The 14340-nt window shown below is 31.8% G+C and carries 15 protein-coding genes; 8 read left to right on the top strand and 7 right to left on the bottom strand.

What is annotated here, in order from left to right; translation table 11 throughout:
* Positions 1–248 precede the first annotated feature (248 nt).
* Positions 249–1235, top strand: coding sequence for a hypothetical protein (locus BUB42_RS09415; RefSeq protein ID WP_073019514.1), 987 nt, complete (start codon positions 249–251; stop codon positions 1233–1235).
* A gap of 55 nt (positions 1236–1290) precedes the next feature.
* On the opposite strand, the gene BUB42_RS09410 is transcribed toward BUB42_RS09415, so the two are convergent.
* Positions 1291–3018: a helix-turn-helix domain-containing protein gene (locus BUB42_RS09410; protein ID WP_073019512.1), complete on the bottom strand. Its 1728-nt coding sequence runs from the start codon at positions 3016–3018 to the stop codon at positions 1291–1293.
* A gap of 525 nt (positions 3019–3543) precedes the next feature.
* On the opposite strand from BUB42_RS09410, the gene BUB42_RS09405 reads away from it, so the two are divergent.
* The 7 genes from BUB42_RS09405 (at position 3544) to BUB42_RS09385 (ending at position 7107) form a co-directional block, all read left to right on the top strand.
* Entirely contained in the window at positions 3544–3726 is a 183-nt protein-coding gene (locus BUB42_RS09405; RefSeq protein ID WP_073019510.1) for a hypothetical protein, read from the top strand.
* A gap of 570 nt (positions 3727–4296) precedes the next feature.
* Complete coding sequence (locus BUB42_RS09400) at positions 4297–5322, top strand: hypothetical protein (protein ID WP_073019508.1); 1026 nt, start codon at positions 4297–4299, stop codon at positions 5320–5322.
* A 60-nt stretch (positions 5323–5382) separates the two neighbouring features.
* Complete coding sequence (locus BUB42_RS16110; RefSeq protein WP_084118315.1) at positions 5383–5634, top strand: hypothetical protein; 252 nt, start codon at positions 5383–5385, stop codon at positions 5632–5634.
* Positions 5635–5815: 181 nt separating this feature from the next.
* Positions 5816–6184 (top strand): hypothetical protein, encoded by a 369-nt coding sequence (locus tag BUB42_RS09395; RefSeq protein WP_073019506.1) that lies wholly within the window; start codon positions 5816–5818, stop codon positions 6182–6184.
* Between the two features lie 18 nt (positions 6185–6202).
* Positions 6203–6385 carry a hypothetical protein gene (locus BUB42_RS09390; RefSeq protein WP_073019504.1) on the top strand — a complete coding sequence of 61 codons (183 nt, stop codon included), beginning with the start codon at positions 6203–6205 and terminating at the stop codon, positions 6383–6385.
* Positions 6386–6404: 19 nt separating this feature from the next.
* Positions 6405–6575, top strand: a complete 171-nt coding sequence (locus tag BUB42_RS16410; protein WP_170857207.1) for a hypothetical protein — start codon at positions 6405–6407, stop codon at positions 6573–6575.
* Positions 6576–6675: 100 nt separating this feature from the next.
* The gene (locus BUB42_RS09385) at positions 6676–7107 is read left to right on the top strand and encodes a CPBP family intramembrane glutamic endopeptidase (protein ID WP_170857206.1); all 432 of its coding nucleotides are present in this window, start codon (positions 6676–6678) and stop codon (positions 7105–7107) included.
* Between the two features lie 639 nt (positions 7108–7746).
* On the opposite strand, the gene BUB42_RS09380 is transcribed toward BUB42_RS09385, so the two are convergent.
* The 6 genes from BUB42_RS09380 to BUB42_RS09355 all read right to left on the bottom strand — a co-directional run bounded on the left by BUB42_RS09380 (position 7747) and on the right by BUB42_RS09355 (position 14313).
* On the bottom strand, positions 7747–9567 hold the full coding sequence (locus BUB42_RS09380) for a family 10 glycosylhydrolase (protein WP_073019500.1): 1821 nt from the start codon (positions 9565–9567) through the stop codon (positions 7747–7749).
* 395 nt (positions 9568–9962) lie between these two features.
* Complete coding sequence (locus BUB42_RS09375) at positions 9963–10550, bottom strand: Uma2 family endonuclease (RefSeq protein WP_073019499.1); 588 nt, start codon at positions 10548–10550, stop codon at positions 9963–9965.
* 135 nt (positions 10551–10685) lie between these two features.
* A complete protein-coding gene (atpG, locus tag BUB42_RS09370) occupies positions 10686–11546 on the bottom strand; it encodes an ATP synthase F1 subunit gamma (protein WP_073019498.1) in 861 nt (286 codons plus the stop codon).
* A 121-nt stretch (positions 11547–11667) separates the two neighbouring features.
* The gene (atpA, locus tag BUB42_RS09365) at positions 11668–13245 is read right to left on the bottom strand and encodes a F0F1 ATP synthase subunit alpha (RefSeq protein WP_073019497.1); all 1578 of its coding nucleotides are present in this window, start codon (positions 13243–13245) and stop codon (positions 11668–11670) included.
* A 38-nt stretch (positions 13246–13283) separates the two neighbouring features.
* On the bottom strand, positions 13284–13817 hold the full coding sequence (gene atpH / locus BUB42_RS09360) for an ATP synthase F1 subunit delta (RefSeq protein ID WP_073019496.1): 534 nt from the start codon (positions 13815–13817) through the stop codon (positions 13284–13286).
* 4 nt (positions 13818–13821) lie between these two features.
* Complete coding sequence (locus BUB42_RS09355; protein ID WP_073019495.1) at positions 13822–14313, bottom strand: F0F1 ATP synthase subunit B; 492 nt, start codon at positions 14311–14313, stop codon at positions 13822–13824.
* Positions 14314–14340 lie beyond the last annotated feature (27 nt).

Below are 14340 nucleotides of genomic sequence, written 5' to 3'. Positions count from 1 at the left end.
TATTCAAATATGGATTAGATTATTTATCCAAATTCCTTTTAACGGGATTTAATTCATTAGAAAACAATATGTTCAGTTTTTTGTCATGTACTTAAGAAATTAGTATATAAAAATTGTCTAAAAACACCTTTTTATATATCAGCTTATCAGAATTCACGTAATTCCGATAACAAGTGTTTGTAAAATAATTCTGTATTATCTAGTTTTGAATCCAGAAATTATAATGTCCAATAATCTATTCAATTACAATGGTAAAAATAACAAATTTAATCCCTTCTCAAAGCGATAGCTTTGTGAGGGGTCTTTTAAAAATAGTTGCAGTATTTGCAGCCTTTTTTATATCTTCTTGCAACGATGACCTAGTTGAACCTGCAACTGAACGATTATTTACGATACAACTAGGTGATAAAAACTATAAATTAGTCAATAAATGGGTGGGTGCCACAAAAGATTGCGAAAGACTTTCTATCGGATTTCTTTATGATCAGCCTGATGGGCACTTTGGCATTGATTTCAATATACTTAAAAACGGAGCCCTACACAAGGCTACATTAGTAGACTTCTCTCTCACAGGAGGTCAAAATCTTTTTGACACTGCAGATTTTAATCCCGTTGCATTGATGAAAATAACAAATTTCAAGTATGACGAAGCGACAAACTATGTACATTTTGAATATAGTGGCGAAGTATTGCAAGTTATTTCTAGATCTAGTGCTGCGGCCAATGGTAGTTTTGCTCGAAGATTTATTCGGGGAGTGGTCACTATTACCAATCTTGATGATTATAAATGCAATACTTTTTTACCTACGATGCAATTTGAAACTTCTGGTCTGCTCTTTACTGGCACAAATTTCTTTGGAACCCACAATCCTAGTTTAAGTAGTAATCCGTATCGACATATTTTTTACTCTAATAACGGATATCGTGCAATTTTTAGTTTAAAAAACAATTTTGGGAATTTGGATAAAGGAAAAACTTATAGTTTTGATCAAAGCACGATCGAAAACAGAATTGATTTACAAAAACATATTGGAAGTTTTCGAGCAACAAACTCCAACTACAATCCAATAGAAGATTGGAAAAAATTTCAAACTTCGGGTAGTTATACTATCAAAGAACAAGTAATAATAAACGGGAAAAAAGTAACTAAAGGCGAAATGAACTTGCAAGTTTATGATAATGGAATGCTTATTCACACTATTACAAACGGAACATTTGAAGGAGTTGGATTATAACTAAAATACATTCAAACTAAGAAATCTAAAAAACACCAATCATTTAAAGTAAAGCTTAGGACTCATTTAAGCTTTCAAGCTCTTTAATAAAATAAGTAGGATTTATTTTGTAAGTTTTATTAAAAGCAGCTGAAAATGATGCCGCACTGTTAAACCCAAATTCATGCGCTAAAGCCTGAATGGTATATTTACGCAGTTTAGGCTGAATTTGCAATTGAATACTTGCATAATCCACTCTAAGATCATTAATGTAGTTGACAAATGTTTTCCCTTTATTTTCATTTATAACTTTAGATAAGTATTTTATATTGGTATTCAAACTCACTGCTAATTTTTGAATCGAAATAGTTTTTTCTAAATATGCTTTGTTGTTCTCAAATGTTGTTAATTTAGTCAGTAATTCTTGCACTATATCAGCCGGTATACTTTGCTGTTCTTGAGATTCTTTTACCTCTGATGTTGGGACTGATGTTTCTTGAGCACTACTCGTTTCAACAGTAGTTGAAGCGGGATGAACGATGGCTTCAAAACGCTTGCGGTATTGTTTTTTTTGATTAAATTGGTAAGTAGCAAAGCCAGTAATGGTAATTGTAGAAATAATTAAAGCCAACATGCCAAATGAAGATGTAGTTTGATTTTTTTGTAGCGACAGAATTAAATTTTCTTTTTCGGCAAACAAATGAGGTGTATCATATTCTTTTAACAAAACCTTATTCAAATGTTTATAGTTTTTTTGCAAGACGCTATCGATATGCATAAAAACGGTGATATAGTGCAACTGTTTTTCTTTATCGCCAGTTTTTTTGTAGTAATCAATCAAATATGAATACCCACTTACAAACTCAGGTGTAATTCTTTTTTTAATGGTATACATGGAGTCCACCTTTATAAAATTTTGTACCGCTTTAGTTTTATTTCCTAATCCAGAATAGGCTTTGCCTGAATAATAATATGAAGCCAAAATATTTCCTTCATTTTTCAGTTTAATTAATCCAGGTAATGCTTTACTAATACTGTCCAGAGCAGCTGCATAATTCTTTTTGTCCACCTGATTAGCGCCCTCGTTTAGAGTGAACAAAAGTTGATATTCTTTATTCTTTGTGATTAATGCTTCCTTATACCCTAACGTATTGTAAAAAGTAGTTGAATCCGTTTTGTGTAATGCCTTATAAACATCTGCTAATCCAAATATTATGTTTTGGTAATCCCATGAATAATAGTCCCCTCGATATTCTTTAGTTTGATAATAAGCAAAACATTCCTGATATAATTTTAATGCTTCATCAACCTCCCCCATTTCTTCAGATTTTGTTGTTCCAATGGCGTTTCTTACGACGTAATAATAATCGATATTTGTTTTTAAAGCTACTTGCTCGGCTAAATTAAAATTAAGTAATGCCTCGTCAAATTTTCGTTCTTGTACAAGTAAAGAGGCTTTTTCACAATACGCAGCTGCTGGAAAAAATTTATTAGGATCTATTTTAGAATATTTAATAACGCTATCTAGATATTGTATTGCTTTGACCGGTTTATTAGTATAAAACAAAAGAGCTACTAAATAATAGCCTCTGGCAATTCGGATTGCTTTTCTGTCCCTTTTGGCTTTTTCTAAGTACACTTTTGTCCAAGCCACTTGTTTTTTATAATCACCTTGAACTCTAAAATAATTATCATCTATAGCATTATACGATAAAGAAGTGTGATTATGAATAGTAATTTGCGAATGTAAAAAAAGAGGAAATAACAGAAAAAAAATTGTTTTTGTAGGTAGAAGGTATTTCATTTTACTAGAATTTTTTACGAAAATACAGCAACTTTTTCAGAAGTATAGCTTAAAGGTAACCTTTTTAGTTTTTTTAATTCTTTGATTAATATGTTTTTAAATAATAAATGTATCGAAATTCAAGTATTTCGACACGGAATTCACGGAATTTCGATAACAAGTGTTTGCACACCGATGCTAACTAGATTAGTTTTGGCATCAAGAAAGTGCAAGCGTTTGGAGTAAGACGTTACTTAAATGTAAATTACTATCTTAAGGAATTGGCCAATTACAGGGGAATAATTCAGCTGTACTGTAACCCTCTAAAAAAAACAGAGCATGACGTTAGGTAAAGCTATTTGTTCCTCAAAAAACAAAGCATAAGGGAGTAATTCAGCTGTACTGTAACCCTTCCAAAAAAAACAAAGCAAGGAGTTGTGCAAAGCTATGGTCTCCATAAAACCAAGCAAACGGAACTACAGCTGCCGGAATAAAGACTCTAGTAAAAAGAAAGTTCTCGAGAAACTCTTTTTGTAAAACAAGAAAATGTTTAATCTTCCCTGTTACAAAGCAGGTTATAAAAAATTAAAAAATGAATTTAGAAAATTGAATCTAGTGGAGCTAAATGCTCAAGAAGTGAAAGAAGTTGAGGGTGAAGTTGATCCGTCATTATTAGTTTTTTTCGTTAATGGTATTGCAGCAGTTGTAAGTAGTGGAATAACAAAATAGATGTAAAATGAATAATTTAGAAGTAAGTCAATTAGTAAAAACGTTTTTAATTTCATTAATGATTGGTTTTTTTGCTGGTGTCGTTATTGGTATTAAAATATATTTAAAGTGAGCAAAAAACATATATTAAAATTAGGAAGAAATTTTCATGGAATTGCAACTCCACTTTATCGAGCTTATCGATTAGCTCAATCGTAAGCTTTTCATCCTAAAAATACTTAACAACGGTCTTTTATAACCTAATAATAATGAAAAAAGAAAATTTATTAACTATCGTAAAAACGTTTTGTGAAGTGGCCTTTGTCCTAGTTGCATTGTATGCCGTTTATTTATTAGCTGGATACAATTGGTAGATATGAGTGATTTATTTTTATTATTAAATATTTCAACTCGATTTGATTTTAATTAATTTGTCGAAAAATTACAAATAACCCTATGAGATTGAGCTCCAACCGCATAAACACCTTAGAAAATCTAATCGCCAAAAATAAAACCGTAAGCATTTCTATTTACTTGACGCTTGTTTTAGCAATACTTGTTTTTATAATTTCCTAAACATTGATAAAAAAAATGCCAAAATTAGCAGTTTATTGTGTTCTATTAATTTTAAGTATTCTTTCTTCTTTTGCGCAACAAATCAAGTTTGTTTCGCTTCAGGACAGTAATCCTTTAAAAAATGTCTTAATTTTTAATCCTGAGGGTCTTTTAGTAACTAATTCTGACGAAAATGGACTTATTGAAATAAAATTACTTCCGGAAAAAGATCTTTATTTTATTGCAAATTATAATAATGTTGTACAAGATACTGTGCGATTAAAAGAAATCAAGAATAACACTTTTTATCTTGATACGAAAATAATAAATTTATCAGAAGTGGTTATTTCAAAAAATAATAAAAACGCTGAAATTATTGTGGTCGAAGGTTATTTTAACAATATTATTACCAATAATAAAAGGGTGACAGGTTATATTGAAGGTAAAATACAGTATCTATTTGACTATAATTCTAAAAAATATAAGGAAAAAAAATTACTACAATATCGAATTTTTAAAGTTAAAAATTCAAATGTCAATCATAAAGAAATTGAAACTTATGATTTTGATTCATACAAATTACCTGAATTAAAAAAAATAGCTGATTTCAACTCTTTAAAGGCAAAATTTAAGTACGATGAGAAAATAGATAATCAAAATTTTAAAGATATTTACTTGACAAAAGTATTATTAAAGGAAGAGGAAAGTCTGAAATTATTTGGATTCGTTTTTAAGAATTTCTACGAAAGAATAAATATCCAGTTCAATGCAAACGAGCTTGATATCAATAATTTGATTTTTTATTCCTCTATCGAAAGCGTTGATAGCAAACGTAAATCAGAAACTGACTTTAGTTCAATTCAAAAAATAATTAATTTTTATCCAGATAATTTGTATTATTTAACAAAAAAGGAAGCTGGAGAAACAAAAGAAGTTTCCTTAGATATAAATCATAGTAACTACACTACTTTATTTTGGCAATTTATACCAATGTATAAAAATGTAAAGAGCTACGAGCCATTTTCGTTCGTTGAGGGTCTTGGGGTGTTAGATAATAAATAATGGTAATTGACATGTTTAACATTCTTTTTTTGAAGATAAAGTAATCTCAAAAAATAAACTTTGAACTTCTCTCAAGACCCAATAAACCCTTTAGAAAATCTAAAGGACAAAAGCAAAACTAAGAGTATTTCTATTTACTTGGTGCTTATTTTAGCAATACTTGTTTTTATAATTTTCTTACCATTTCTAAAAATTGACATTGGCAGTCAGGGTTGCAGTATGCTGCGCGGTACTACAGATAATGTCTTAGTAAGTAGCTTAGTAAATGGCAAAGTGACTTTTATAAAACTCAAAAACAATCAATTGGTGTAAAGAGGCGAAAAACTCATAATATTCACAGAATAGTGGAAAACATATCTATTTGTTAGAATAAAAACGGAAGTATTATTATTTATGGCAGGGAGAAGAATTGGTTTAAAAAAGGCTTAGTAACTTTCAAGCATACATTTAAAACAGCGGTGATTTTATTAACATAGTAAAAAGTCTACAAAAAATGAATTTTATTAACCAAATTGAACGATTGAATAAAGTACATCATTTAATTCATACCGAAAAAACGGGAACTCCTATCGAGTTTGCAAATAAACTAAAATTGAGTAGGAGTCAGCTCTATAATATTCTCGAATATTTTAAAGACTTTGATGCCAGTATTAAATATTGCAAGAAAAGGCAAAGTTTTTATTATGCCAAGTCTTTTGATTTAAGACTTCATTTTCAATTTGAGATAATTCTTGAAGGCGAAGCTAGGAAAATATCTGGAGGGCTTGACTTCTGTCCAATTATATTGGCCGGAAGTATCTTAAATTTGTCTTGTCTTGATAAGGAGCTGCAGAACCAAGTTGGACAAAGTAAGAATATTTAATCAAAAAAAATTAAAATTATGACATTAGAAAATTTAAATTTAGGGGAGCTTAGTGCTCAGGAACAATTAGAAATTGACGGAGGGGGCAAAAGTTTCTGGGAGAAAACCGTTTGGGGCTATGCTGCGTCCCAGATTATTGATAACTGGGAAGAAGTAAAATCGAGTTGGAGACAAGGATGGGCTGACGGAGGAAATCATTAATCAATCAAAACTTATTTTTATGGAAAATTTAACAGTACTTAGCGATTTTGAGTTATTAAATATTGAGGGAGGAAGCAGTTTTTGGGGTGATTTAAGTTATGGCGTCGCATATACAATAAGAAGTGCATACGAAATCGCAGCATCATTAAGGAGCGATTCTAGACATGGTAATGCAATGGTTTATAAATAAAATTAAAAGTATTCCAGAATCATAGAAAAATATTGATTCTGGAATTTTTATCTCTAAATTCTTAATCGTGGTGCAGCAAATAAACTATTTTCTAAATAAGTTGAATTTTCCTAAATTAGTAATAATTGCTGTATTTTGCAATTTGATTATTTCTTCGATAGCTTCGCTTCTTTCTACTCACTTAATTGGACGTTCTATTAATCATGGTGTAAAAGGATTTGAAAATTTGAATGAAGAATTTATATTAGTAGTTTTTCTGGCACCTATTTTAGAAACTTTATTATTTCAGTATCTCATAATTAATTTCTTTTTAACAAAAACTAAATCTCATTATGCCTGTATAATATCTTCTTTTGCCTTTGCTCTCCAACATTTATATAATTCGTTTTATTTTATTTTTGCTTTATTTATTGGTTTTATCTTTGCTTATCTTTTTATAATTGGTGTGAAGAAAAATTATGGTTTTATTTTAGTTGCAACTGCACATTCTCTTTATAATTTTATAGTTTTTATTTTAAAACATTTTTTGTAAACAGTCCTGCAATATGAAATTTCTAATTAAACAAAATTTCATTAATTTGATAGTTGTTATACTGGTTTATTTTGTGATCCATTTTAAATTCCTATTAAACATTGGATTTCTAAATCTTTATTTATTTCTGTAATATTTATAATGTTTGCTTTCTTCCTAGCATTCTCCAAATTTCGGCATTGTAAAAAAGTTAATGATAGTATTAATTACTGTACTTTTTGCTTTTTTTTATCAATTAGTTGTCCTGAATCTCAAGAGAAAGTTATCACCCTTAACTATCTTTTCGATTTTTAACTTATTAAAAACTGAAATTTAAAATTAAATTATAGCCATCAAACCATCGACTCTTTTAAACGTCTTTTAGATAATATATTAATACGGCAAATTTATTAGCCCCGTTTAAAAACAATTCTCGAATTGACCTAAATCCTTTTATAGATCTTTATTATACTTCTCCCATATTTACTGCAGCGAATAAATTAATCGTAGTAAAAAACGATACAAATCTACTGCCCAGATTTTAAAAGTTTATGTTTTCTCTGATATCAATTAAACTCAAAATAAGAGTCTAGAAAGCAAATTAAAGACATAGTTTTTTACCCAAAAGACGATCGATAAAAAAATAGAAGTAACTAATTCCTATTTTTTTATAATCTTAAAACTTTCACTATTTCCATCTTCAAAATTAACTCTGACATAATATATTCCGCTTGCCAAGTTAATAGGCGCTACAGTAATTTTAGAGTTTGAAATAGTGTAATAATTTTGCTGAAAAACAGGTTTCCCCGTTCCTTCAAAAATCAATATTTCGGCGTTTGTTGTTATTGATTTATTAAATATAATTGTGAAAAAATCATAAAACGGACTTGGATAAACTGTAAGTGATTCGCTTGTACTTAACTCAAAATCTTCTATACTTAAAGGGTTGTACGTTCCTGCCTCATTATTATTTTTATCTAATGATGTAACTATAATAAATTTATTATCGACTTGATCTTGCGTTAATGTAAACTGATTCCCAGCGGTAATTTCAATTATTTTAGCACCATCCTCTTTATTTGTTACAGCTTCCGCCATATTATCAAAGGCATAAATAACATATTTTACTGGTAAATCTCCATCATTTGCTGCAGCGGGAGTATTCCAAGTCAGCAAATTTCCTGTAATGGTAATGTTAGCCGGAGGATTTGGGCAAATGGCGTCTTTTCCCGCAATTGACGGAGCAAAAGATTTATATTTATATTCGGCCGCTAGCAAATTAGTGTTTAGCGATTTTGAATTATCTTTTATCGATACATAGCGATATCCTATTTGTCCAAATGTGGCATCCATTGCGGCAGATCTATTTTGTATAATTTGATTTTGTATTTCTGAGGAAGCCCAGTTATTACTATCCGTCATTTTGTAATACGCTTGACTTAAATACAATTGCTTGTTTCTTAGTTTTACCTGATCGTTCCACCATTTAGACAACGCAACATAATCTTGGGCTCCAATAATTTTCCAGTACAACTGCGGTGCTAAATAATCTACTTTTCCTGCATCTAGCCACGCAATAGGATCATAAAATTGATCGTTAAAATGAGATCCTCCAATAATTCCAGTTGGCGTTCCGCTTTTCCAAATACCTGATGGACTAATTCCAAAAATAATATTCTTATTAAAATTAGTGTTGATCACTTGTATTGCATCATAAACTTGCCCTACAAGCAAATTCGCGTTTTCTCTTCTCCAGTTGGCTAATGTTAAACCACTTGGATTATGGACTAAAAAAGTTTGACTATCTTGATTATTTGGAGTTGCCGCCATAAAAGATGTCGGATAAAAATAGTCATCAAAATGAATTCCATCAACATCATATCTGATAGCAATATCTTGAATAATAGAAACAATGTAGTTTCTTACTTCAGGCAATCCAGGATTTAAGATTTTCAGGTTGGGATTGATCGTTGCGGTCATTACCCAATTAGGATTTACATTTGATGGATGATTGACAGCATTAATGTACGTACCATTTTTTGATCGATAAGGATTAATCCAGGCATGTAAGTCGAGTCCGCGTTTATGTGATTCAGTTATAGCGAACTCTAAAGGATCCCAAACCGGATTGGGTGCTAATCCTTCAGTTCCTGTTAAGTAGAACGACCACGGCTCTATTGTTGAAGCGTACAGCGCATCACTGGATGGACGCACTTGAAAGAAAACTGTATTATACCCATTATCTTGTAAATTATCTAATATGGTGATTAACTCAGCGCGCTGCGTTGCTGGAGAAGCCGTTCTACTGGTTGGCCAATCTAAGTTAAAAACAGTTGTTAAAAATACTGCTCTTAAATCTCTTTTTGGGGTGCTTTTGTTGAATTCGTTTCCTTGAATGCATTGCGCGTTTGCACTTAAAATACAGTAAAATAGAAATATCGAAAAAGCTATGTTAATTTTTCTAAAAGTGATTTTGTTCATAATCGTAGCTTTATTTGGATGTCGATCAACACATTACAACCTAAATATTTCGATAAATATAGAAAAGATTGATGATAGAATATTTTATTTTGCATTTTAATTACTAAAAATAAATGATGATGCAAAATAACGCAATATTTGTAAACTAAATTTGTTTTCACGATCTCGATAAGTTTGAAACATTATCACCTTATTTGATATGTTTACTTTTAATAAATTTAATCAATTCATTGATTAACATGATACTTTGAATCGCAAGTTTGATTCTAATAGATCTGAATGGTATAAATTTATTGATAGGACTGTACAGAAAGAAAAATGAATTACTAACAAAAAATAATTGTCAGTGATTTTGAAAGAACTATTTTACGAAAGAACTTTAGAACTATTGACATTTATACTTTAAAGAAAATATCTTCTACAGCAATATCCAATTCAGGAAACAGTGGGCTTGTAATTTTTTCGCCTTCTACTTGTGGTTTTAAACCAATAAATACTTCGTTCACTAAGGTGTAAACTAGAATTAATTTATCATTAGGTTCAATTATCCAGTATTCTTTCACGCCCGCTTCTTGATATAAATTAAACTTAGTGTGCACATCGTGTTTGCTATTATTAGTCGATATAATCTCAATCATCAAATCTGGAGATCCATTGCATCCTCGTGCATCTAGTTTGCTTTCATCACAAATAATGCACAAATCAGGCTGAACCACAGTGGAGTCTTTTTTGGTTGATGGAATAGCTAAACGAACATCAAAAGGAGCTTGGAAAACTCTACAGGATTTATTTTTAAAGTGAATATAGAATATTCCAGTAAGGTTATTTACAATAGTTTGATGCACCATACTTGGTGCTGGACTCATTTTACGAATAAATCCCTTAATTAATTCTACACGTTCCTGAAATTGCCAAAGCAAATAATCAGAATACGAATATTGCTTAGTCAAATCTAAATCCGAAAAATTTGTAATAATTGCCATGTTTTTAAATTTTATAAAGCAAATTTAAAGAATAACAAGATACAATTGAAAAAAGATTACAATATTTAAATAAAAAAGCCAACAAATTGCTGGCTTTATTTTTTACTTCTCCCGCCGCGGCGGGGCTAGGGAAATCTATCCTTTCAACGCTTCCGCTCCACCAACAATCTCTAAGATTTCATTGGTAATAGCAGCTTGACGAGCTTTATTGTAAGTCAATTTCAATTGATTTCTCAATTCAGTTGCATTATCCGTTGCTTTGTGCATAGCAGTCATACGCGCGCCGTGTTCTGAAGCAAATGAATCACGAATTCCTTTATACAATTGTGTTTTCAATGATTTTGGAATCAAAGTCAAAACAATTTCTTCTTTTGAAGGCTCGAAAATATAATCACCCGCTGCAACTGCAACATCTGATTTTATTGGAGCAAGCGGCAAAAACTGTTCTGTTTGAACGATTTGTGTCGCTGCATTTTTAAATTGGTTGTAAATCAACTCAATTTTGTCATACTCACCTGAAACAAATTTCTGAGTTAATTCATCAGCAATTTTTGCTACATTATCAAAAGTCAATTCATCAAAAACAGAACTTTGGTTCGCAACAACATCAAGAGTTTTACTTAAAACATCATTTCCTTTTTTACCAATAGCAAAAATATCAACTTGTTTACCAGCGTAATATACCGCACGACTTTTAGCTTCCTTGATAGCATTTGTGTTAAACGCACCAGCTAAACCTCTGTTAGAAGTCACTACAACAAGCAGTACTTTTTTGATTTCGCGTTGCACTGTATATTCACTACCAGCATCACCTTCCAGCGTACCAGAAAGATTTTGTAACAACTCCGTCAATTTTTCGGCATAAGGGCGCATTGCTGTAATTGCATCTTGTGCTTTTTTTAGCTTTGCTGCAGAGACCATTTTCATTGCCGATGTAATTTGCATCGTAGATGAAACGGAAGTAATTCTATTACGGATTTCCTTTAAATTTGCCATCTTTTCCCCTCCCCAACCCTCCCCAAAGGGGAGGGAGACCAAACGAGGGTATCTGTCTTATATTAATATTATGTTCACCTTTCCTAACTCCTCCTCGCCAAGGCGAGAGGCTTGGTGCGGATTAGTTATATTTTGCTGATAATTCTTTTGCTACAGATTCGATTACATCTGTGATTTCGTCTGATAATTTTCCTGCTTTCAAAGCATCAAGAGTGTCTCTATGTTTGTTGTTCAAGTATTCTAAGAAGTCCTTCTCGAATTCTCTTACCTTCTTCACAGGAACATTTCTCAATAAGTTTTTTGAACCTGCATAGATAATTGCAACTTGGTCTTCAACAGTATATGGATCGTTCAAACCTTGTTTCAAGATTTCAACGTTTCTTTTTCCTTTTTCAATTACGTTCAATGTAACCGCATCAAGATCAGAACCAAACTTAGCAAACGCTTCCAATTCACGGAATTGTGCTTGATCTAGTTTCAATGTTCCTGCTACTTTTTTCATTGATTTAATTTGTGCATTTCCACCTACACGAGATACCGAAATACCTACGTTAATCGCTGGACGAACTCCTGAGTTAAACAAATCTCCATCAAGGAAAATTTGACCATCAGTAATCGAAATTACATTTGTTGGGATATAAGCAGATACGTCACCAGCCTGAGTTTCAATAATTGGCAAAGCCGTTAGTGAACCACCACCTTTTACAATCGATTTCAATGAATCTGGTAAATCATTCATGTTTCTAGCAATTCCATCATCAGCAATTACTTTACAAGCACGCTCTAATAAACGACTGTGTAAGTAAAAAACGTCTCCAGGATATGCTTCACGTCCCGGTGGTCTTCTCAATAAAAGAGATACCTCGCGGTAAGCAACAGCTTGTTTAGATAAATCGTCATAAACAATTAAAGCTGGACGACCTGAATCTCTAAAATATTCTCCAATTGCAGCACCTGCAAAAGGAGCGTAAACTTGCATAGGAGCAGGATCAGAAGCATTAGCAGCAACAATAATGGTGTATGCCATTGCTCCTTTTTCTTCTAACATTTTTGCAATTCCTGCTACCGTTGACGCTTTTTGTCCAATGGCAACATAGATACAAAATACTGGTTTACCAGCATCGTAAAATTCTTTTTGATTTAAGATAGTGTCAATACAAACAGTTGATTTACCTGTTTGACGGTCACCAATAACTAGCTCACGCTGTCCTCTTCCTACTGGAATCATAGCATCTACTGCTTTGATACCTGTTTGTAAAGGCTCGGTTACTGGCTGACGGAAGATAACTCCTGGAGCTTTTCTTTCTAATGGCATTTCGTACAAGTCTCCACCTATCGGTCCTTTTCCATCAATTGGAAAACCAAGTGTGTTTACTACACGACCTACCATTTGCTCTCCTACTTTAAGAGAAGCAATACGTTGTGTTCTTTTAGCAGTTGAACCTTCTTTGATTCCTGTAGATGGTCCTAAAAGTACCACACCAACATTGTCTTCTTCAAGATTCAAAACAATTGCCTCAAGACCATTGTCAAATTCTACTAACTCACCGTATTGAACATTTGAAAGCCCGTAAACACGAGCAATACCATCTCCAACTTGAAGTACCGTTCCTACTTCCTCTAGCGTTGCGCCAGATTCAAAACCTTCTACTTGCTTTCTTAATATTGCTGATATTTCAGCAGGTTTAATTTCCGCCATCTTAATTTATAAATTAGACACTTTAACGTGCAATATAACTAGTTACTTAACTCTCTTTTTAATACTTGTAATCTATTAGCAACTGAAGCATTATACTCTTTGTCGCCTATTCTTAAAATAAATCCTCCTATAATAGCTGGATCTATTGTATTTACTATTGTGATTTTCTTATCTGAAAATTCTTTTATTTTATCAGAAACTTTAGCTTCAAGTACAGCGTCCATAGCAATTGCTGTAGTTACTGTCACAACTTGAAAACCATTATTTTCATCTGACATAAGAACGTATTGTGATACAATATCTGCTAGAATTTCAAATCTCTTGTTTTCAAATAACAAACGGAAGAGACTTTTAGTCAATCCTGTTGCACTTGCAAAAACTTCTGTCAAGGCACTTTGTTTCAAACTAACAGAAATTGTTGGATTTTGAATAAAACTACTCAATTCCTCATTACTGTTTATTGTTGACGATATCAAAGCCATATCTTTATAGACTTCTGGCTCATTTCCCGCAGAAATAGCTAAATCTAAAAATGCTTTTGCATACCGAATTGTTGCTCTAGTTCCTGACATAATTCTAGTTTAATTTTACGTCACCTAACATATTCTCAATCAATTTTGTTTGAGCTTCATTATTAGATAATTGGTCTTTCAATAATTTTTCTGCGATACTCAATGACAAAGTTGAAACTTGCGATTTCAATTCAGCCATTGCTGCATTTTTCTCAGCCTCAATTGCAATTTTTGCTTGCGCAATCATTCTTTCGCCTTGAATTTGCGCTTCTTTTTTAGAATCAGCAACCATCTTGTCTTTCATTTCACGCGCTTCTTTTAGCATGTTGTCACGCTCTAATCTCGCTTCTTGTAAAATACGCTCGTTATCAGCAGTTAAATTCTGCATTTCTCTTCGCGCTGATTCGGCTGATGCCAAAGCATTATTAATCGATTCTTCGCGACCTTTTACGGCTCCCAAAATTGGTTTCCAAGCAAATTTTCTTAAAAGAAGAAAGAAAACAAAGAAAATGATCGTTGTCCAAAAAATTAAACTCTCCGGTGCTGTAAGATTCATATAGGTATATTTAAAATATTTTTTTTA

It is taken from the genome of Flavobacterium micromati (assembly GCF_900129585.1).
GTDB lineage: Bacteria > Bacteroidota > Bacteroidia > Flavobacteriales > Flavobacteriaceae > Flavobacterium > Flavobacterium micromati.
This window is presented reverse-complemented; position numbering and strand designations above follow the sequence as displayed.

Bases quoted from the DNA above. Each gene is read 5' to 3' on its own strand.
- BUB42_RS09415 (WP_073019514.1), top strand. From the start codon at position 249: ATGGTAAAAATAACAAATTTAATCCCTTCTCAAAGCGATAGCTTTGTG.
- BUB42_RS09410 (WP_073019512.1), bottom strand. From the start codon at position 3,018: ATGAAATACCTTCTACCTACAAAAACAATTTTTTTTCTGTTATTTCCT.
- BUB42_RS09405 (WP_073019510.1), top strand. From the start codon at position 3,544: ATGTTTAATCTTCCCTGTTACAAAGCAGGTTATAAAAAATTAAAAAAT.
- BUB42_RS09400 (WP_073019508.1), top strand. From the start codon at position 4,297: ATGCCAAAATTAGCAGTTTATTGTGTTCTATTAATTTTAAGTATTCTT.
- BUB42_RS09395 (WP_073019506.1), top strand. From the start codon at position 5,816: ATGAATTTTATTAACCAAATTGAACGATTGAATAAAGTACATCATTTA.
- BUB42_RS09390 (WP_073019504.1), top strand. From the start codon at position 6,203: ATGACATTAGAAAATTTAAATTTAGGGGAGCTTAGTGCTCAGGAACAA.
- BUB42_RS16410 (WP_170857207.1), top strand. From the start codon at position 6,405: ATGGAAAATTTAACAGTACTTAGCGATTTTGAGTTATTAAATATTGAG.
- BUB42_RS09380 (WP_073019500.1), bottom strand. From the start codon at position 9,567: ATGAACAAAATCACTTTTAGAAAAATTAACATAGCTTTTTCGATATTT.
- BUB42_RS09375 (WP_073019499.1), bottom strand. From the start codon at position 10,550: ATGGCAATTATTACAAATTTTTCGGATTTAGATTTGACTAAGCAATAT.
- atpG (WP_073019498.1), bottom strand. From the start codon at position 11,546: ATGGCAAATTTAAAGGAAATCCGTAATAGAATTACTTCCGTTTCATCT.
- atpA (WP_073019497.1), bottom strand. From the start codon at position 13,245: ATGGCGGAAATTAAACCTGCTGAAATATCAGCAATATTAAGAAAGCAA.
- atpH (WP_073019496.1), bottom strand. From the start codon at position 13,817: ATGTCAGGAACTAGAGCAACAATTCGGTATGCAAAAGCATTTTTAGAT.
- BUB42_RS09355 (WP_073019495.1), bottom strand. From the start codon at position 14,313: ATGAATCTTACAGCACCGGAGAGTTTAATTTTTTGGACAACGATCATT.